At 39.0% G+C, this 21,513-nt stretch carries 17 protein-coding genes; 3 read left to right on the top strand and 14 right to left on the bottom strand.

The genetic code is table 11. The features are described from left to right. Window positions 1-58 precede the first annotated feature (58 nt). From chvE to QSJ81_RS08270, 6 genes are all read right to left on the bottom strand, one after another. Entirely contained in the window at window positions 59-1,135 is a 1,077-nt protein-coding gene (chvE, locus tag QSJ81_RS08295; RefSeq protein WP_285716943.1) for a multiple monosaccharide ABC transporter substrate-binding protein, read from the bottom strand. 249 nt (window positions 1,136-1,384) lie between these two features. Next, a complete protein-coding gene (araA, locus tag QSJ81_RS08290) occupies window positions 1,385-2,887 on the bottom strand; it encodes an L-arabinose isomerase (protein ID WP_285716942.1) in 1,503 nt (500 codons plus the stop codon). Between the two features lie 133 nt (window positions 2,888-3,020). Further along, window positions 3,021-3,713 carry an L-ribulose-5-phosphate 4-epimerase gene (gene araD / locus QSJ81_RS08285; protein WP_285716941.1) on the bottom strand — a complete coding sequence of 231 codons (693 nt, stop codon included), beginning with the start codon at window positions 3,711-3,713 and terminating at the stop codon, window positions 3,021-3,023. A gap of 38 nt (window positions 3,714-3,751) precedes the next feature. Then, the gene (locus tag QSJ81_RS08280; RefSeq protein ID WP_285716940.1) at window positions 3,752-5,431 is read right to left on the bottom strand and encodes a ribulokinase; all 1,680 of its coding nucleotides are present in this window, start codon (window positions 5,429-5,431) and stop codon (window positions 3,752-3,754) included. 482 nt (window positions 5,432-5,913) lie between these two features. Continuing rightward, window positions 5,914-6,873 (bottom strand): 6-phosphofructokinase, encoded by a 960-nt coding sequence (pfkA, locus tag QSJ81_RS08275; protein WP_285716939.1) that lies wholly within the window; start codon window positions 6,871-6,873, stop codon window positions 5,914-5,916. Window positions 6,874-6,918: 45 nt separating this feature from the next. Continuing rightward, entirely contained in the window at window positions 6,919-7,965 is a 1,047-nt protein-coding gene (locus QSJ81_RS08270; RefSeq protein WP_285716938.1) for an aldose epimerase family protein, read from the bottom strand. 289 nt (window positions 7,966-8,254) lie between these two features. Here QSJ81_RS08270 and QSJ81_RS08265 point away from each other — a divergent pair, with 289 nt between their 5' ends. Both QSJ81_RS08265 and QSJ81_RS08260 read left to right on the top strand, forming a co-directional pair. Next, complete coding sequence (locus tag QSJ81_RS08265) at window positions 8,255-10,003, top strand: spore germination protein (protein WP_285716937.1); 1,749 nt, start codon at window positions 8,255-8,257, stop codon at window positions 10,001-10,003. After that, window positions 10,000-11,190, top strand: coding sequence for a Ger(x)C family spore germination protein (locus tag QSJ81_RS08260; RefSeq protein WP_285716936.1), 1,191 nt, complete (start codon window positions 10,000-10,002; stop codon window positions 11,188-11,190). The genes QSJ81_RS08265 and QSJ81_RS08260 overlap by 4 nt, the downstream gene beginning before the upstream one ends. 196 nt (window positions 11,191-11,386) lie before the next feature. On the opposite strand, the gene QSJ81_RS08255 is transcribed toward QSJ81_RS08260, so the two are convergent. From QSJ81_RS08255 to dcuS, 5 genes are all read right to left on the bottom strand, one after another. After that, entirely contained in the window at window positions 11,387-12,478 is a 1,092-nt protein-coding gene (locus QSJ81_RS08255) for a GerAB/ArcD/ProY family transporter (RefSeq protein ID WP_285716935.1), read from the bottom strand. Window positions 12,479-12,862: 384 nt separating this feature from the next. Continuing rightward, window positions 12,863-13,168: a citrate lyase ACP gene (locus tag QSJ81_RS08250; protein ID WP_352230873.1), complete on the bottom strand. Its 306-nt coding sequence runs from the start codon at window positions 13,166-13,168 to the stop codon at window positions 12,863-12,865. Between the two features lie 26 nt (window positions 13,169-13,194). Then, entirely contained in the window at window positions 13,195-14,517 is a 1,323-nt protein-coding gene (locus tag QSJ81_RS08245; protein ID WP_285716933.1) for a 2-hydroxycarboxylate transporter family protein, read from the bottom strand. A gap of 148 nt (window positions 14,518-14,665) precedes the next feature. Beyond that, window positions 14,666-15,340 (bottom strand): response regulator, encoded by a 675-nt coding sequence (locus tag QSJ81_RS08240; RefSeq protein ID WP_285716932.1) that lies wholly within the window; start codon window positions 15,338-15,340, stop codon window positions 14,666-14,668. Further along, on the bottom strand, window positions 15,337-16,938 hold the full coding sequence (gene dcuS / locus QSJ81_RS08235) for a DcuS/MalK family sensor histidine kinase (RefSeq protein WP_285716931.1): 1,602 nt from the start codon (window positions 16,936-16,938) through the stop codon (window positions 15,337-15,339). The genes QSJ81_RS08240 and dcuS overlap by 4 nt, the downstream gene beginning before the upstream one ends. 687 nt (window positions 16,939-17,625) lie before the next feature. Here dcuS and QSJ81_RS08230 point away from each other — a divergent pair. Next, window positions 17,626-17,961: a hypothetical protein gene (locus QSJ81_RS08230; protein WP_285716930.1), complete on the top strand. Its 336-nt coding sequence runs from the start codon at window positions 17,626-17,628 to the stop codon at window positions 17,959-17,961. Window positions 17,962-18,525: 564 nt separating this feature from the next. Here the strand turns inward: QSJ81_RS08230 and QSJ81_RS08225 are convergent. The 3 genes from QSJ81_RS08225 to QSJ81_RS08215 form a co-directional block, all read right to left on the bottom strand. Then, on the bottom strand, window positions 18,526-18,966 hold the full coding sequence (locus QSJ81_RS08225; protein ID WP_285716929.1) for a hypothetical protein: 441 nt from the start codon (window positions 18,964-18,966) through the stop codon (window positions 18,526-18,528). Between the two features lie 15 nt (window positions 18,967-18,981). Beyond that, complete coding sequence (locus QSJ81_RS08220; RefSeq protein WP_285716928.1) at window positions 18,982-20,481, bottom strand: hypothetical protein; 1,500 nt, start codon at window positions 20,479-20,481, stop codon at window positions 18,982-18,984. 207 nt (window positions 20,482-20,688) lie between these two features. After that, window positions 20,689-21,294, bottom strand: coding sequence for a L,D-transpeptidase family protein (locus QSJ81_RS08215; RefSeq protein WP_285716927.1), 606 nt, complete (start codon window positions 21,292-21,294; stop codon window positions 20,689-20,691). Between the last annotated feature and the right edge of the window lie 219 nt (window positions 21,295-21,513).

Genomic DNA, 21,513 nt, shown 5'->3' with positions numbered 1-21,513 from the left:
AATAATTTAGCAATGACCTTGCAGTCATCACTAAATTATTATCATTATGACCGACTATTTATTTAAGTTTATCTGCAGTATAATATCCGCTTTCAACCAATACTTTCTCGTAGTTTGATTTATCAACAGAAACAGGTACTAATAGATAGGAAGGTACTACTTTAACACCATTGTTATAAGTCTTATCATCATTCGTTGGTGCTTTGTTACCAGTGAGTACTGCATCCACCATATCAACGGTTACTTTCGCAAGATCTCTAGTATCTTTAAATACAGTCTGCGCTTGTTCGCCCTTAATAATAGATTTAATGGAAGGAATTTCAGCATCTTGTCCAGTAACGATAGGCATTGGCTGAGATGGTGTTCCATAACCAACAGCCTTTAGAGAAGAAAGAATACCAATACTGATACCGTCATATGGAGATAAAACGGCGTCTATTCTGGAACCAGTATAGTTCTTACTTAACAGATTATCCATTCTTGCTTGAGCAGTAGCGCCATCCCATCTTAATGTAGCACATACACTCATATCCATTTGTCCACTTTTTACAACTAGTTTCTTAGAATCAATATAAGGTTTTAAAATCGACATAGCACCATCAAAGAACATGTATGCGTTATTGTCATCAGGTGAACCACCAAAGATCTCAATGTTAAACGGACCTTTACCTTCTTTTAAGCCTAAGCTTTTTTCAATATACTGTGCCTGAAGAACTCCGACTTGAAAATTATCAAAAGTTGCATAGTAATCTACATTTGGAGTCTTTTTAATTAAACGATCATAAGCGATAACGGGAATGTTTTTATCTTTAGCTTTTTGCAATACCGTTGTCAAAGATTCACCATCAATATTTGCAATGACTAATACATTAGCACCTTTTGTAATCATATTTTCAATTTGTGCAATCTGATTTTCTACATTGTCTTCACCATACTGTAAATCAGTATCATATCCTTTAGCTTGAAGTTGTTTAACTATATTGTCACCATCTGCGATCCATCTAGATGATGATTTCGTAGGCATTGCAATACCTACTTTTTTCTTAGTACTAGGAGCTGTATTAGAATTTGAACCACATGCGGTCAACATCATTGCCATGGCAAGCATCAAGAACAAAGCTACTATCTTTTTCATTAGAATCTCTCCTTCTTTTCTTTTTAAATCTAGTCCACTAATTTTTGCTATACCGCCATCACCTACTTTTCTATTAACTACACAAAATATTTTGTTATCATTTCCGCATTACTAGTTTGAATATTTAAATTATAACAAACAATTCGCAATAATTCAATTATTAATTTAAAACTTAATTAATAATTGAATTATTTTCATAATCTCCTCTATCACTTTGCTTTTTTCTAACTTATTGGGGTTATCGATAAGTTATTTGGCCAAATGATAATATAAATCATTCCATCGAAGTTCTTTCTTTAAATCACTAATCTTAGTTTCATTATCAATCAACACGAATTCAATTCCAGCCATTTCGCTAAAATCTTCTAAATACTCTTTTGTCACAGCTTGGCTAAAGCCGCTATGGTGAGCGCCACCCGCTAGAATCCATGCTTGCGCCCCCACTTTAAGATTAGGTTGTGGCACCCAAAGAGCTCTGGCAACTGGCAGCTTCGGTAAATCATAGTCTGGAGCCACCACATCAAGCTCATTTACGATCAATCTAAAACGACTACCCATATCTATTATGGTGGCATTGAGTCCTCTGCCAGCCGCTACATTGAATACCAAGCGCACAGGATCATCCTTACCACCGATAGAGAGGGGATGAATCTCCAGTGAAGGCTTTTGCTTAGCAATAGACGGGCATACTTCCAGCATATGAGAACCGAGCACCTTCATATTGCCGTCTTCCAAATGATAAGTGTAATCCTCCATGAAAGAGGTTCCACCTGCAAGACCATAAGACATTACTTTCATGGCTCTGACGAGCACTGCTGTCTTCCAATCGCCTTCGCCACCAAAACCATAACCAGCTGCCATTAAACGCTGACATGCCAGTCCTGGTAGCTGTGACAAACCATACAGATTTTCAAAATTGGAGGTAAATCCTTTAAAACGACCCGCCTCCAAGAATTTTTTCATGCCTAATTCAAGCTTAGCAGCATCTTCTAATGAGGCCCGCTTAGCCCCACCTTGGGTAAGTTCGTCGTGCATCACATATGTTTGTTCATATTCAGTAATCAACGCTCGAATCTCGGCATCACTAACACCATCCACATACTTAACAAGATCACCCAAGGCATATCCATTAACAGAGTATCCGAATTTCATCTGGGCCTCAACCTTGTCACCTTCTGTCACGGCCACTTCTCGCATATTATCACCAAAGCGAGCAAATTTAGCACCTTGCAAATCGTTCCAAGCCAGAGCTGCTCCACACCAAACAGCCAGTTTCTGGATGATATCTTCATCCTGCCAAAATCCAACAATAACCTTACGCGCTCTCTTCATCCTCGTACAAATAAACCCAAATTCTCGATCACCATGGGCAGACTGATTGGTATTCATAAAGTCCATATCAATCTCGGACCAAGGAATATCACGATTGAACTGCGTATCAAGATGGGCTAATGGTTTATTTAATATCGTTAGACCACCAATCCACATTTTCGCTGGTGAGAAGGTATGCATCCAGGCAATCAGTCCGATGCAATTTTCCGCGCTATTGGCCTCCACACAAAGATTATATATAGCATCAGGATTGGTCAATACAGGCTTAAAAACGATTTTTACAGGTATCTTATCATTTTCTCCCAGTGATTTAGCAATCGTTTGAGAGTGCTCGGCCACCTCTTTTAGCGTTTCCTCACCATAGAGATGCTGGCTGCCAGTTATAAACCATACTTCTTTGTTTTTTAGATTCGTAAACATGATTCTCGTCCTCCTTCTTTTTTGCTAATTAAACTTTCAATAATTCTTTTACTTTCTAACTACATTTTCTACACTGAAATCTTCAATAGCATCAAACTTCATTATTATGAAATCTCTTCCGCTCTATCTACTATCACTTATTTTGTCCATAATAGGCATTTTTACCATGCTTTCTCAAGAAATGTTTATCCAGTAGCGTCTGATCCATAGCCTTGCTCTCTGGATTCATTGAACAAGTATAGAGAGCCATTTTTGCTACCTCTTCCAAGACTACGGCATGATAGACTGCATCATTAGCATCTTTTCCCCAGGAAAAAGGACCATGATTAGCGACTAGAACTCCAGGAACATGAATAGGATTTAGCTTCTCAAATTTTTCTACAATCACGTTACCTGTTTCTTCTTCATATTCCCCTTGAATTTCTTCCTTACTGAGACTACGTGTACAAGGTACTTCGCCATAAAAATAATCTGCATGGGTCGTACCAAGGGCAGGAATGGATTTTCTCGCCTGAGCCCACGCAGTAGCACAAGTAGAATGGGTATGAACAACACCGCCTATAGCAAGGAATTTACGATATAAGACTAAATGAGTAGGTGTATCAGAAGAAGGTCTAAGCTTTCCCTCCACTTGGTTTCCCTCCAAGTCCAGCACCACCATATCCTCAGGCTGCATTTGATCATAATCCACGCCACTAGGCTTAATAACAATCAAGCCTTTCTCCCTGTCAATGCCACTGGCATTACCCCATGTAAATACAACCAATCCATGTTTTTGTAAATTCATATTTGCTTGCCATACTTGTTGTTTAAGTTCCTCTAACAAAATTATCTCCCCCTTAAGTTACTTCACTATCCTTTTTCTTACTCTTTACTTTTTGTATTTTTCTTAATTTCTTTAAGCCGTTTCATCACATCATTAGCACCACGACCAAAATAGTCGTGCAGGATTTTATATTCTGCATACAGTTTCGCATAAAGGGCAACATTTTCTGGAATCGGTTTATAGACCTGTTTTATACTAGTCATCTTAGCCGCGGCATCGAAAATAGTATCATAGCCCCCAAGTTCTTTGCCAGCGGCAACTGCACCAAACATAGCAGCCCCCAATGCGGGTGTCTGCAAAGAGGTAGCAACACGAATCTCTAATCCAGTTGCATCCGCATAAATTTGCATTAGCAGATTATTTTTTTGGGACAGGCCACCGCAAGCATACAGTTGATCAATTTTCACCCCTGCATTGATAAAGGTTTCGACAATCATATTCGTACCGAAGGCAGTAGCTTCAATAAGTGCCCGATAGATTTCCTCAGCTTTGGTAAGCAAGGTAGCTCCTAGCAGCATACCAGTTAAGTCTGTATCAACAAGTACAGAACGATTGCCATTCCACCAATCAAGAGCCAATAAACCGCTTTCCCCTGGCACAAGTTTAGCAGCCTTCTCTTCCAGTAATTGATGAATACTTATATTTCTCGCACTTGCTTGGTCAAAATAGCTTTCAGGAACGCAGTTTTCCACAAACCACTCAAAAATGTCTCCTACAGCAGACTGACCAGCCTCATATCCGAAATAACCGCCAACAATACCATCCTCAACCACGCCACACATACCATCTACTGTTTTTTCTTCTTCACCTAATACTAAATGACAAATCGATGTCCCCATACTCATGACCATTTTACCTGGCGTAACAACCCCTGCCGCTGGAACTGCAGCATGAGCGTCCACATTGCCCACTGCCACAGCTGTGCCTGCTTTTAGCCCCATCTGCTTGGCCATATCAGGAGTTAATCCTCCAGCCTTACTGCCAATCGCTACGATGGGACTGTTCAATTTTTCTGCTACCAAATTTTCTAATCTGGGATCTAATGCTTTAAAAAAATCTTTTCCCGGATACCCATCTTGCTTATGCCATATTGCTTTATAACCAGCAGTACAACTATTACGTACATCTATCCCAGTCATCTGCATAGTTACCCAATCAGTGGCCTCCATAAATCGGTCAGCAACTTCATAGATTTCAGGAGCTTCATTGAGAATTTGCCAAATTTTCGGAATTATCCATTCAGAAGATATTTTGCCACCATAACGGGCTAGAAAGGCTTCGCCACGTGCAGCTGCAATTGCATTTAAAGAATTGGCTTCATCTTGAGCAGCATGATGTTTCCACAGTTTGACCCAAGCGTGAGGGTTATTTTGGTATTCTGGAAGCTGACATAATGCCCTACCATCTTTAGCTACAGGCAACATGGTACAAGCAGTAAAGTCAATCCCGAGTCCGATTACATCTTCGGGGTTTATCTGAGAATCTTTCAAAACTTGTGGTACTGCTTGACGCAAGACCTCTAAATAATCTTCTGGATTTTGCAATGCCCAATCATACTCTAACTTAATATCAGTACCTGGTAATTGTTCATCAATGACACCATCAGCATAAGGTACTACTGCAGTAGCAATTTCTGTACCAGTTGCCACCTCAACAAGCATTGCCCGACCAGATTGCGTCCCATAATCAATTCCAATACTATACTTTTTACTTCCCATATTACTGGCCTCCTTATTATTGAATAGCTATATTAAAATCAAAAATATATTTTTAAAATTCAACTTTCACTAGAGCCAAATTCAACTCACACTTTGGAAACGATTAACATTAAGGAATAAAATATACCAGGCGAACTCAATCTTAATCGCTTATATTATTATCCTTATATGGTATTAAACTCTATCAATTTTCTTCCATTTATCACCCTCCTTAAGTAATTAATTTAATATTTAATTAATTACTTAATAATATACGCTATTATTTTTAGATCTCCTCCTTTTAACAGAAAAAAAACATAAACTTTTTTATCCCATCTAAAGAAAACACTCCCTCTATAGACAAGTTTTAGGTTCTTAATAACCCCGTCTACAAAGAGAGCATCATTTATATTTTATAGCATATTTATAAATTCCTTTTATCGCAGAATTCCATGCAGCGCACCTTATCTCTTTAGAAAAATCTCATAGGAGTAGAAGACTTCTTACATTGATAATATTTGCGATAAATTATACATTTCTCGATCGAATACTTTCTTTTGCGCCAGTGCATCCATAATATCTACGTCAATCAAATGATTGTCTTTGATCCCAATTGCTCGATTATTTTTTCCAGCAAGCAAGAGGTCAACTGCTCTGGCCCCCATCTTACTTGCTAAAATTCTATCAACTGCCGTCGGCGTCCCGCCTCTTTGCAGATATCCAAGTACCGTAATCCTAGATTCAATGCCCGCATGTTCCAATATTTCTTTTTGTAAATCATTGGCCGATTCTCTGCCCTCAGCTAAAATAATAATATTATGGGTTTTTCCCCTTCTTTTGCCTTGCATCAATTTTTCACAAATCTTAGCTACTTCATATTTTTCTTCGGGGACTAGAATACTTTCCGCACCACCTGCCAGACCAGCATAAAGAGCGATATCTCCACAGCACCTTCCCATGACTTCAATAATTGTTACTTTCTCATGGGACATGGATGTATCTCTGATGTTACTTATCGAATTTAGCACGGTGTTGACTGCTGTATCAAAGCCAATGGTGTAGTCGGTATATGCTAAATCATTATCGATGGTTCCTGGAATTCCCATAACATTTATACCTGCAAGACCTAGTTTATAGGCTCCCTGATAAGAACCATCTCCACCGATTACAACCAATCCGTCAATGCTATGTTTTTTTAATATGTTGACTGCATCCTGTATGCCCTCATCAGTTCGAAACCTTTCACATCTTGATGTTTTGAGCAACGTTCCGCCACGATGGATAATGTCGCCAACCGATGATATTGCCATTTCATTTATTTCTTCACTAAGCAGGCCAGTATAGCCCCTGCCGATCCCGACTATTTTCACCTTGTTATAAATCCCGTTTCTTACTATAGCGCGAATCGCTGCATTCATACCGGGAGCATCGCCACCGCTTGTTAAGACTCCTATCTTGTGCACTAATACATCTCCCTTTCTCTCGATCATAGTATTATCATCAAAGTGCTATACACTAAAAGTATATTTAGTCGCTGTAGTAAAAGTCTGTTCTTTCTGTAGAATGCAGGAAGGAAAATTTGCATGATGAATCGAGTCAGGGAGTCCTTGGGTTTCAAGGCATAGCCCTAAATAGCGTCGAGATTTTCTCCCATAGATATCAAAACTATCTGGTATATGATTACCTGTATATAGCACTACCCCCACTGCATCTGTTTCAACTGTCAAAATACGTCCACTTTCCTCATCCTGTAAGATAATTTCCTTATCATGATTACTATCCAAAACGAAAGTATGATCATAGCCTCGTCCTGCTAGTATATTTTGATTATCAACTGAGTTGATTCCCTCACTTATTTTTCGGGCAGATCTAAAATCAAAAACAGTATCCTTCACATCCAGCAAATTACCCGTTGGCAATAACTGTTCTGTTACTTCCAAAAACCGACTACTTTTCATTTTTAAACTATGCTGAGAGATATCTTGCTTGAAATTGCCACTTAAATTAAAGTATGTGTGATTGGTAGGATTGAACAAGGTAGTTTTATCTGACTGTCCATAGTAACGGATTGTGAGCTCATTCTTGTTGTTTAACGTATAGGTTACTGTTGTTGTCAATGTCCCTGGATATCCCTCTACCCCATCCAAACTGGTATAAGAAAACTCCACAACAGCTTCTTCCTCTTTATCGATAATTGCTGCGTCCCACACTACAGTATGAAAGCCGTTTGGTCCGCTATGAAGATTATTGGGACCATCATTACTGGGCAAAGTATATGTTTTCCCCTCTAGCTCAAACTGTGCATCTTGTATTCTACCAGCTACTCTCCCCACAACTACACCAGCAAAGATAGAATTTTTTTGGTAATCCGCTACCTCTTGAAATCCTATCACAATATTTTCGAAGTTTCCCTTGCGGTCAGGCACGATAATCTTAGTTATGGCACACCCATAATTCAAGCAAGAAATCTCTACGCCATTACCATTTTTCAACGTATATTCGTATACGTTTTTTTCATTTACCTTACCAAATAGTCGCTGACTGATTAACATCATTTTCACTCCTTGTATCGTAATATTATTAATTTAATTATTAATTAAATTTTGAATTATTAGTTTAATTACGTCATCCTTGTGTCAACTTCCTTCTTTAGCAGGAGATATTGTATGAAAATTATCTTGGTTTTAATATCCATGCTTTTTTCGGTATAGTTCAAGCAGTACCAGTCTCGGCTGCTACACCATTGACGGTCAATTGTGAAAGTGCTATTTTTTTTTACATAGTAAAGCAACAAATCAGAGAATACTATACAAAAACAATTCTATGTTATGATGAAGGAGCACAATGAAACGGGGAAAAAATCTACATAACACTGCACCTTCAACTAGTATATCAAAAACTTCTCAAGACGAAACTGCCAATCAGTTAGCTGCCCTCAAACAACTAAGTGAAGAAAGTAATAAAATTGCCCAAGACATATCACAGATTATTACCCAACTCAAACAGACACCCACATCTGCTGATCAGGGACATCCGGACTCCAATAAAAAAGAGAAGTATTTTGAAGGTCAGTACTATCTTCATAAAGAAATAGAAGCTAATTTGACAACGCTGAAGACTATTTTGGGCAAAAGCGATGATATTATCTTCCGGGATTTTATTATTGGTGTTAACAAACAAATAAAAGTATTTCTCTGTTTTATTGATGGGTTGGGTGACAAAAAACTAATTGATGAATATATTGTTAAGCCTTTGCTTGTTAACATCCATATTATAGATCCTAATGAAACATTATTATCTCATGACATCCCTACCAATCTAAAAGACCATCTATTTAATGCAGTTGAATTGAAAAAAGAGAACGAATTTGATGAAGTTCTCGATGCAGTATTAGGAGGTAATACTGCTTTATTTATAGACGGTTATGATACCGTACTTATTTTGAGTGCCAAAGGTGGAGAAACAAGGAGTATTAAGGAACCGGAAACCGAAACAATTGTCCGGGGATCCCGTGAAGGGTTCGTCGAGACCCTTCGCGTCAATACTTCACTGATACGAAGAATCATCAAAAATCCTAATCTAATTATTGAATCATTTAGACTAGGAACACAAACCCATACAGATATCAATATTGTTTATATTGATGGGATAGCCAATCCAAAAACGGTTGAGGAGGTTAAAAGCCGTTTAAATGAAATTGACACGAATGCCTTTATTTCACCAGGATATCTTGAGCAAAATATTGAGGATGCTCCCCTTTCCTTTTTCTCTACAATGGCAAGCAGCGAACGACCGGAGAGAGTTACAGCAAAAATATTAGAAGGAAAAGTAGCCATTCTTGTAAATGGTACACCTTTTGTACTTACAGTACCTCATTTATTTATTGAAAATTTTCAGGTTACTGAAGATTACACTAGCAAATTTTATTTTGCATCTTTCGTAAGGTTGCTTCGGTTATTGGCATTTTTTATCACACTGTTCTCTCCTGCGTTATATGTGGCAGTGGAAACATTCCATCAAGAAATGCTCCCTACCGTCCTTCTAATTACAGCAGCAGCAACCCGCGAAGGAATACCGTTCCCTTGCTTTCTTGAAATATTAATTATGTCAGCCATATTCGAATTACTCCGGGAATCTGGTGTCAGGTTGCCTCGGCAAATAGGTCAGGCTGTCAGTATTGTAGGAGCCTTAGTTGTTGGCGATGCCATTGTTAGGGCAGGAATTATCAGCGCTCCCATGGTTATCATCGGGGCCATAACAACCATTACAAGTTTCATCATTCCAACCTTATTGGAAGCTTTATTGTTCTTTAGACTTTTTCTTCTCCTTTTAAGTGCGTCACTTGGATTCTATGGATTCATTGTAGGGCTAATTATTATAATTGCCCATATGTGTTCTATACGATCTTTCGGTACGCCCTATTTATCGCCCCTTGCACCTGTTATCTGGAAGGATTTGAAAGATTCCTTTATCCTCTTTCCACTATGGCTTATAAAAGCACTGTCTAAATTAATACCATGGAAAAATTCAAAAAAGGAGTGCTTTTCATCAAGCATCAACAAATCCAATAAGAAGAGCGGTGAGAATAATTGAAAAGGATACTCGTTGCCGTTATACTTTGTACTTTATTGCTAACAGGTTGCTGGGACAGACGAGAACTAAATGATATCGGCATAGTAGTTGCCATGGGACTCGATAAAGATAATATGACAGGGGACATCATTGTGACTTGTCAGATGGTGCGACCAGGAGCATTAAAAAAAGAAGGCGGTGGTGAATCCACCTCCCCTGTTGAAATTATTACTACACAAGGAACTACAGTGGCTGAAGCAGTAAATAACATTTCTAAACAATTTGATCGAGTTGCGTTTTTCGCCCATGTTAAAGTACTTGTTATTAGCGAGCAGCTTGCTAAGGAAGGGCTTCTACCTATACTTGATTTTTTTATCCGAAATAGTACCATGCGAAATTTGGTTTGGCTGATCATTGCGAAAGACGGAAACGCCAAAGAAATATTAACCATAAATCACGGTATCGAGAATGTACAAGCAACCTATTTAGACAACATTATCAAAAATAAAGGGGAGAACTCTGAAGTAAGTACTGCTGATTTATTAACGTATTTAAAAGGAATAACAAGCGAAAGCAATCCGATTAGCGGAGTCATGGAAATGGTAGAGCATCCTACCATGCCTACTAAAGAGAAAAAAGATGTAACCACCCAAGGAATCAAGCTTTCAGGTACGGCGGTATTCAAAAAAGATAAACTAGTAGGATACCTCGATAATATGGAAACAAGAGGTCTTAATTGGGTAACAGGAAAGGTAAAAAACACTATTATTAATATCCCTTCTCCTAATGAAAAGGGCAAATTGATTGCTATTGCGATAACGAAAGCAAGCAGCAAGATCATACCCGAAATGAGAGAGGGGAAAATTTCATTTATTATTGACGTGAACGTAGAAGGAAACATCGCAGAGCAACAAGATAGTGGCAATTATTTTAAATATCTAGACTCATTTGCAACATTGGAAGAAATACAGAAGGACATGATTGAAAAGGATATACAAACAACGATCGATAAAGTACAAACAAAACTCGGTTCGGATATTCTTGGCTTTGGCAGTATTTACTCTAAAAAATATCCCCAAGAGTGGAAAGGCATTAAAGATGATTGGGACACCATCTTTCCCACTGTATCCTATGAAGTGAAAGTAGATGCCAGACTTAGAAATTTAGGATTGATATTGAGGCCGATTCAATCCGATGATGTTAAATAAATCATCATTTTCTCGCTCCAAACAATACTCTTTTTACAAAGCAAAGAAAATAATACAAAAGTACAATGAGTAAAATAGTAACGTAAAGCCATCCACCCAGAATTAAAACATCCGGGATCAATCCCATTTTCGCTAATACATACTTAAGATATTGTATATCAAGCATCTTACATCACCATCCATGGAAATACATTCTTCAACGAATTGATTGTTTGTCTTTTAACCAGTAGATAAGTAACAGCAATGGAGGAATAATCGTCTGAAAGACATTATGTATATATGGTAGGGCAACTTTGAGTCCGCTCCAGACATGAAATGGAAAACTCGGTTCAAAATCAATGGACATCCATAGGACGAAAATAGCCGAAAGGATCATGATCCAGCGGGAATCTACGCCTTTAAATACTGTAGCAAATGCCTGTACCCCCCCGTAAAAGAATAGTATCATTTTATAAAAGCCTCCAATAAACATCAGGACTATCCCGAAGGCGTCTAAATTAGTTATAATATTACCTATATTAATTAGTTTAATAACTTCTAAAAGAGATATAGTCGCAGCAGCTGCAATATTAACCCCTAATACACAAATATCGATAGCAACGATAAAAGCGATAGTCAATCCTGATATACCGATCGCTAACAATGAGATCCTGCGGACAGGCTGCCCAGCATCTAAGTAGCGCCAATACATCATAAAAACAACTGCTTCACCAAAAGGGAAAACCACCACCCCAGGGTAAGCCTCCTTAAGAACAGGTTGCCATCCGTTTGCCAAGACAGGTTCCAGCTCCCCTAATTGGATTTTTCCTGATATACCAATCATGATAACTACACTGATAAGGAAGAACACAACAGTAGGAAATAAAATTTCGCTTGTGCGCGCCAATACCTCTATACCTAGAAAAAGGACATAAAGGACAGTCAGCATAAAAACGATGAGTATCACGAATATTGGCGTTTTGGTAAGAAAAGTAATAACAAGGACTAAACCAAATTCATGGAAATTTTTAGTTGAACAATACAGAAAAAATAATCCATAAAAGAGCACCAGTGGTATACCAAGATTTTTTCCCAATATTTTAGTAATTATCTCCGACAAATTTTCTTGTGGGATTTTTTTTTGTAGCTCCGTATAAATCCACATTAAACCGAGCCCGAAAGGCGTACCCACTAGAACAGCAATCCAAGCGTCCTGCTTGGCCTCAATTCCCCGTACAAAAAGAATACTACTGCCAATTTCAAATAATACTATCAGACAAAAAAGTTGATAATTGCTAATTCGTATCATTTCCAAAACCCCATCCTTTTGCTCTGCATGTCACTATTTTATCCGAATCAGTCTTTAATAACCCCTACAACTGGTCTAACCATTAACAAAGCTCTTACAAGGAACTAATACCATTGCACGTAGGGAAGTTACTATGATTCTGACTATATACACCGGCTCATTCAGCATCTTGATGGTTTTAATCACCCCAGGCATCCAAATATTAACTACAGCTATTGCTATATCCGTTCTTACTTTTCGCTTTATTGATCTATAAAAAAAAGGATTTCGTATACCAATTATGGCTCGAAATCCCTTTCTGTTTTGGGACACTGTTTCTGATGTCCCTTCTAGCATGGTTTGGCCCCTGAATGAATCGTATCGTCCTGCGTAACTTCATTCAAACTACCTCTTTTTTCCTACAGCTCCTGCTTGGGTTAAAGCGGTGAGCAACCGAGCCCGGATGGTACAATCGAATGCTCCCCTATCAATGACCGTGATATAGATATCAGATGCCTTCTGCTCCGTAACCACAGCTAATAAACTACGGCGAATGGCCTCTCCATACTGAGCCTTCACACTACTGGTTAGATCAATGAAGACACCACTGCCCGCTTCTCTTGATTCTACTCGAATCAACACATCATTGGGTTCTAAGGTACCCGCTTGTCCGACTTTGCGTGTGTTCTCTTCCTTGTCTATAACACTCATCATCATCACTCCCTAATTTCTTTAGGTTACAAAGACAATCGCATTAAAATAGCTGCCATTACCACCATGCAGGCTCCACCTAGCCGTGTGGAAATCTGGGCAAAAGGCATGAGTTCTATTCGGCTGGCTGCTGACAAAATTGCCACATCACCAGTACCTCCCAAGCCGCTATGACAAGCCGTCACAAGTGCTGCTTCCACCGGATACATATTCATCACTCTGCCGACATAAAATCCTGACGCAACCATAGCAACCACAGAAGCAGCGACGGTAGCAATATAGGCAGGACTAATAGCGGCAAGAACATCCTTCCAGGGAGTATATAAAGCTCCCACACCAATTAGGAGTGCCCAGGTCAAATTTGCAGACACAAATTTATACATATGGTACGCTCCTTGTTCCATTTTTTCTGGCATAATACCCAGCGCTTTCACTAGGGCAGCGGAAAAGATCATAATAATAGGTGCAGGGATCGGAATAAACTTACTGGCTAACTGCCCCCAGATATAGAAACAACATGCGAGTAACAATCCTGCCCCCATAAGAGAAAAGTTTACAGGTTTATCAATATTCTGTGGGGCATGCATTCTTTCATCATCCCCGGTCTTGACTAATACCCCGTTACCCGTTAAATGTGGTTTCTTTTCTCCTAATGTGCGAAGTCCACCAGCCATCATAATGGCGATCACATTACCCAGCATGGCTGCTGGCACCAAATGAGGAATAAAGCTTTCATAGGGCTGATTTAGAATTTCCGAATAAGCCATCGATAGGGGGAGAATTCCTTCCCCTAGTCCACCGGAAATAATAGGAATGACGACATAGAAGAAAGAATGATGCGCTCCAAGGCCTGTCAACATTCCAACCCCTGTCCCTACTACAATACTCCCGATAGAACCGACCAGAATGGGAATAAACATTCGAATGAAACCTTGAATGAGCACCACTCGCAGCATCCCCAAGATGCTGCCTGTAATCAGACAGGCAATATAGAAATATAAAAAATTGGAAGTTTTCATAAAAGCCGTAATGGCTTTCATCGAATCCACATTCAGCAGTTGATAAAAAACTAAAATAGACGGCACAAAAATCGATAGAATGGCAGGCCCACCAATATCTTTCAGAACTGGCACGTTGAGACCAACTTCCCCCAGTACCATGCCCATAATCATCATGATAGCAATGCCGCCAATCATATCCGCTGGTAGTTTCCCATGTAGAGATGCAATATAGATGAGTGCTGCAAGAATTAAGTACAAGGGAAGAGGCACAGAACCAATGGTAATCGATTGTAAATACCCAAAACCCTTCTGCAGTAAGTTGGGGGTTGATGTTGTTTCCATATTCATAATACATTCCTCCTTATTGCTTTGCTTTGAGTATAGCATTCTGCTTCTTGATCGCTAACGGTATCGGAATATATGGAACCATTATGTAACTAATGTAAGGCAAAAAAAAATTCCGGGAACGGACGAAGCCGACCCCGGAATGATAAAACTAGCGATTTATATAAGAATACATGGTAACAGGACGCCCAACAGAGTGGTAAGTAAGTTTCGCCTGTAGAACACCCGTCTCCTTGAGGAATTTTAGATATTTTCGAATCGATACCCGTGATCTCCCTACAGATTTCGCCATTGCTTCTGTAGTAAAAGGCGTAGAATATAGTTTTGCTTGGGCAAGCACAATGTCCAGCATTTCCTGTTCCAGCCCTTTGGGCAGCTCTCTAGCTGACAAATCACCTTTTGATAAAATGCGGCTATCAATTTCATTTTGATTGAGGACAGCAGACTCTTCAATCAGTTGAATTCGTTCCCGATAAGCAATAAGCGCTGCATGTAAGCGTTCGAATTGAAAGGGTTTAACAATATAATCAACAACACCTTGTCTAAGAGAGTTCTGTATACTTACACTATTGCGTGCCGCGGTGATCATAATAATATCAATATTATGGCCTATTAAGCGAATACGGTTTAATAATTCCATACCATCTACAATCGGCATAAAAATATCAAGCAAAATAAGACGTACTTCATGATTTTTTAAAAACTCAAGGGCTTCTGCGCCATTGTATACGATTCCCGCTAAAGAGAAACCTTCCACTTGCTCTAGAAAGTGCTTATTCAGCTCGGCAACCATTGGATCATCTTCCACAATCAAAACTTTGATCAAGAGTCTACCTCCTTGCCTTGATACCCGATTGAGACTTTAAATAATGCACCATTACCAGGAGTCGTTATAACCTGAATACTCCCGTCTAACCTTTCAATGGCCCGTGCGACTAGAAATAATCCAAAACCACGACTCTGGGCTTTTGTCGAATATCCTTTTAGAAAGATCTGCTCCACAATCCCCAGATTTATCCCTGGACCAGAATCCATCACTTCAATGTTCAATTGGTTATCCTCATATTTCATCAATACCCTTACCTGACGCTGGGGAGTGTCTTTCACAGCATCAAGGGCATTATCAATTAAATTGCCCACTATCGTAACTAATTCCTGTGTAACTTGGGCATCGACTGGTTCTGGCAGAAAACTGTCCTCAGCCAATACCATATCAATCGCCATTTCCCTGGCTCTGCTAAACTTGCTGAGGAGTAACCCGCCAAGCACAGGATCATGGATACATCCACCCACAAATTCAGACTCCGCGATGTCTTTGTTGGCAATTCGCGTGATATAGAGTTCAAGCTTGTCATAAAATTTTAAGCGAACCAGTCCCAAAACCACATGCATCTTATTCAAAAACTCATGCGCTTGGGAGCGCAGAGCCTCTACATAGCTATTGACACCAGTAAGTTCTTCTGCCAATTGACGCATGTCTGTCATATCGCGAAATGAGGCTATGGCGCCAACAATTTCACCATTTACAACAACAGGGACTCGATTTGTTAAAATGGTCACCCCGTTGATCTTTTGCTCTTGATCCAATTCTGCTTGTCCCGTATTCATTACATCCTTTAGACGGGTATGGGGAACATACTCAGCGACTTGACGTCCAATAGGATCACCGGGTATTCCAGCTAGCTTTAGTACACGTATCGCCTCACTATTCGCTATGGTTATGACACTATCCTTATCGACTGCCAAAATCCCTTCCCGCACACACTGCAGCATAGCACTCCGTTCTTGAACCAACTGTGCAATGGCAAAGGGTTCTAAGCCAAACAAGGTTTTCTTAATATTTCTCGCCAGTAAAATAGCAAAACCGATACCAATAACGAATCCAAAAAGGGTAGCAATATATATAATCTTGTGACTTTCCTGTAATGCCTTTTCTACATCGCCAAGCAATATTCCCACAACGACTGCCCCGACTTGCCTCCCATCTTGGGCAAAGACCGGGGAAAATGCCCGCAAGGAAGGTCCATACGTACCTTCTGCATAGGAAATATACTCACGCCCTTGCAAAGCTAAGGTTTCATCCCCGCCCTTAATATGTTTACCAACAAGTGTCTCATCGGGATGGGATTTACGAATTCCCTGCATATCAAACACAACCACAAATTCCACATTAACAGCATTACGAATGGTATTGGCATATTCCTGAATCAATGCCTCATCTTGACCTTCTAAGCCTGCAATCACGATAGAGGAATGAGTCACCATCCGACTGACATCGATCGCTTTCTGCCCGAGTGTCTCTCGTACGTTCGACTCAACACGATTAGTAATCAGCGCATTCGCAGCCAATAGCGCTAATGCAACTACACCACAAACCAAAAGAATAATCTTCGTCTGCAGGTTAAACATTGGATTCGCTTTCATTCTTACCACTCCGTAATACAGCATTACTCTTTACCGCTCTATGACTAGGCTAATTCGTCCACCCGTCTAATACATTTTAAGCTTTTCTCCTTCTTTATTTCCCTTTATGTATGAAAATCCTGCAAAATCTTACAAAATGTTGCGAATCTTTTGTTATCACGAATCGTTCTATCATTAATTTCCATTTCTGCTTCGTCTATTTTTCAATATCCCCTGAACAAAATCATACAAGTTGCCATCTGCAAATAGATATCCAGGTATGCCAGCTCCTTTCGCTGCATCAAGACCCTGCTGCATACCCGACAACTATAGTAGCAACTTGTAATAATAACGAAATGGACAAATTACCAGAACACATTAAAAAAGAAATAGATATGGCAAAAGAATTTGTTCTTTACAAACATGGCATCAAAAAACCTGCTACAGAAAAGTAGCAGGTTTTTACGTTACTTTTAATAGTATACCTGTAATATACAAGGCAACTACACCTACTATCGCCATTCTTAAGGTTCTCTACCTTTCTGCAGATGCCACCTTAATTCATAGATGTTATAATTTAATTCAAAATGATTACAAGTTAAACAGATTATTGACCTGAATTAGCTTACATATTGTAATTAGCCAGCCTGCAATACTGATTATATAATAAAAGGCGAGAAATCTTTACAACGTGCTATTTAATTTAATATGAAAGAGGTTTTTTATATAAAAAAGAAAATATCTTTTTTTAATAAAATTTCATTATATGAACTTGTAGTATTAATCCTTGTATTATCGGTAGTAGATCCGTTACTGTTTAGCTTTCTACAAACTATCGGGTTAGATGACGAGTTGGCAAAACCATTATCTGGCGGTATAGCAATAGGAAGCATACTTTTGATTCTTGGAATTATGAAAGACAGAATCAAACAAGGAATCCTGGGATTAATCCTTTGTATTTTTGCTGCATTTATCTGGGGTATGTCCTTATCAATATGTGTTTTATGTATCTTTATGGATAAGATTAATAAAGATTCATTTTGAGATAGGGGCAGATACTATGGTTCCGTACATTGTCTTTCTAGTAAAAAGATAAGAAAAAATACCCTTGATCCTGGATTCAGAGGATCAAGGGTATTTTCCGTATTTGAGAATCAACATTAATCAATACTTTTATCAAATCTCCGTATTAATCTGTATTTTAATAAATTGTGAGTTCCTATCATACATACAACTGCAAAGAACATTAAACAAGATGCTATTAAAATAACCGCTCCATTTTGTCCAATATTACCTATCATTGATTTACCGATACCTAAACCAAATATGGCAAACGGGAAAATTAAGACCGTTGATCCACTATTTGAATTCTTGTGATAATAACCCTTCTTTATTAATCGTAAAACGTTCAAATTATTTATTATTAAACCTATGTACGGGACAAGGGGACAGGTTCCTTGTCCCAAATAAAGCACTAGCTTTAAGTTATCTTTATTAGAATGCTTATTTGGGACTCTTAGTTTTAATTACATCTTCCGTCTCTCGGGGCAAAAACCTGTCCCTCTGTCCCATTCCTCGAACTTATCCACCAGACCACTTCAACAGCAACTAAAATTTTCCATCCCTAGTCTCAACTAATTTTATAAGTATGTAAAAGGCAAATAATAATAGGTATGACATTGTAGAAGCAATTATTAATGCCTTTTTCGACACCCTTGCAGGATCACTTAGGTGATTGCCTATTCCTATTAGAAACATTCCTGTAAAACTCACCACAAAAGCTGCTAAAATTTGAGTTGCTACAGAAAGCCCTCCTATTATATATCCCATAATCGTTGAAGCAATTAACAATCCACCAATTACAATAACAGCCATCCCGGCAATATTAAATTTGTCATACTTATCTCTGTTTTTAACTACATGAACTACAAGCACTACGAGGGCAATAGCCAAAATAATTAAATTGAATGGATACTGTAAATGTAGACATATAGATGATATCGCCGAACCAATTAGTAACCACTGCCACATGGTTAATTTTTTGTTCATATTGTGTAACTCCTTTTACTTGCTTGACAAGAAATTATTTTTAACATAGCTAGAGGCAAATCCTGCGCCCACGGCTACTGCTGAACAAAATACCACTCCCGCAACAACAGGAGCGCTTACTGTTACGCATACTGCGGCAGCGCCAAGTCCGACAGTGTATGCACCTAAATCAGTTCCAACAGCTATTGCTAAATCTGTACCTTCATATTTCTGGCAATCATTATATATATCATAACCTGTAGAAGCTATATTTAACGCCCCTGTAAATTTTGAAATTCCTTTTAGAGCGGAAACTCCAAAAGACTTTTCTGCTACTTCCAATTCCGCAGCTAGGCCTAAAGATGGAACACTGACTTTTCCAACAGTAACTTCCTTTAAAGAATCAATTCCTTGTGCAATACCCGTATCCCCAGAATTTAACATAAGGTTCTTCACAGGATTTGCGTGTTCATTATCCCAATTAATTGCTTGATTCAACAGATCACCTACCCCAGCTGTCTCTGTTGGTGTTACCGTTGTTGGCTGAATACCATTAGCCGTTGCCCAATTACTAATAGCGTCTGGATCATCTCCAATCATATTCGTTGTCGAATTTATATCTTTAGTCGTAAGCCCCATATTACTAAGACCATTTTCAACTTCATTTTTCGTCATGCCAGGAACATTATCCGCCAGAAGATCCGCTACCGGAGTGCTTTCTTGAGCCTGCATCGGTGTGTTCAACGCCTCCTGGATAGGCTGGACAACATTTTGATCAGCCCATTGAGTTAGTGAATTCCAAGCACTACCTAACAAAGATGGTTCCGTTACCTCTGTATTCTGGAAACCACTCATATCCATTGTACTTTGATAGGAACTTGCAACTGTACTATCAGAGTTATCACTAATGTAACCACTAAAACTATATGCTGTAGCTGGTTCCGATGAGTCCAACGTAGCCCCTGCTGTTCCATCTAAACTAATACCACTATATGTACTACTACTATAATTGCTACCTATGTCATCTGAACAAGGTGTTCCTCCAACAATACCTTCGCTGGGATTTAAACTATTACCTGCAAAACCGTCCAATTGAACACCCGTTAAGCTGCTGCTAGAATCGATGCTGGAAGCATTCTCTGCTGCAATGCTACTATTAGAATTGACATTCGGGCTATCAATACTAGAGCCACTATCCGAATTATCGTTATTACTATCATTTGTGCTATCAACACCACTGCTAGAGCTACTATTGGAATCATCATTAGGACTACTACTGGAACTATCACTCCCGAAATTACCACTGGAGCTATTACTGGAACTATCATCTCCACAACCACCAGAGCTGTTACTGGAACTATCTCCTCCGTAACCACCACCGGAGCTGCTACTGGAACTATCTCCTCCGTAACCACCACCGGAGCTGCTACTGGAACTATCTCCTCCATAACCACCACCGGAGCTGCTACTGGAACTGTCACTTCCGTAGCCACCGCTAGAGCTGCCATCCGAACCATCACTATTGCCATAGCTCATGTATTATCTCCTCCTTCTGTTAGGTCTATATAATACAGGAAAAATATGACATATTAGTGACAATTAAAGAGATGTATAACCCATGTTTTGACGTTATCTTACCTGTTTCAATGACTCTATCTTTACTATTAAATTACAAAAGTCCTGCAAGAGTATTTCTACCCTTCAGGACTGCTTACGAATATTGCTTATATTTTATTACTACAATTAAGGGAAAATCTCAACAGATGTTCCTATCTTTAAATAATCCTTCAATGTAAGTATATCCGTGTCACTGACCGCTACGCAGCCCTTCGTCCAGTCCATCCAATTACCGCCTCCATGAATGCCCACTTCACCTCCCAAAGAAGTACTCCATAAAGGGATACTACCTAATTGAGAAGCAGCCACAATCTGCTGATATTCCTTTTGCGAAATTAAACCTTGCTTCAACCCTCGTTCGGCATCTTTGATATTGGGATAGCTAAGGCCGTAAAAATATACATACGGCGTATTATTGTTGATATAGCAGATAACAAATCTTCCTTCCGGAGTTTTTCCATCTCCCTCTCTTTCCTTATCCCCCAGGGGGACAAATCCCAAAGCCATTTTGAAAATACCAATGGGTTCTCCATCGCCATATAGGACAAGCTTTCGCTCAGATTTATATATTTTCACCTCAATTTTCTGTGGCTGTACCTCTATTGTATGCAATAACCCAGGAAAATCAGAGGTATGCATTTTAAATGGTGGAAATCCTCGCCATACTGCAATACCAAATACCATAATGACTACTAAAATAATAATTATTGTTAACCAACTATATCTGCGCAAACCGGCTCCCCCTTATAATAAGTGCTTTTGGGGACTAGATATTAGGTCTAAAATAAGAATATGCTTTTTTAATATTTTGCACCAGACCCCTAAATTTAGTTAGACTAGCTGTATTTGTGTCATGGCCGTTTCCTATTTACCTGTCCCAATTAAATCTATCGGTTACAGAATATAATATACCATTCTGTAAATTATTACCTCTAACAAAAGATATATATT

It is taken from the genome of Pelosinus sp. IPA-1 (assembly GCF_030269905.1).
Classification (GTDB): Bacteria; Bacillota; Negativicutes; order DSM-13327; family DSM-13327; genus Pelosinus.
Note: the sequence above shows the minus strand (reverse complement) of the source record. Positions and strands in the feature narration are given on the sequence as shown.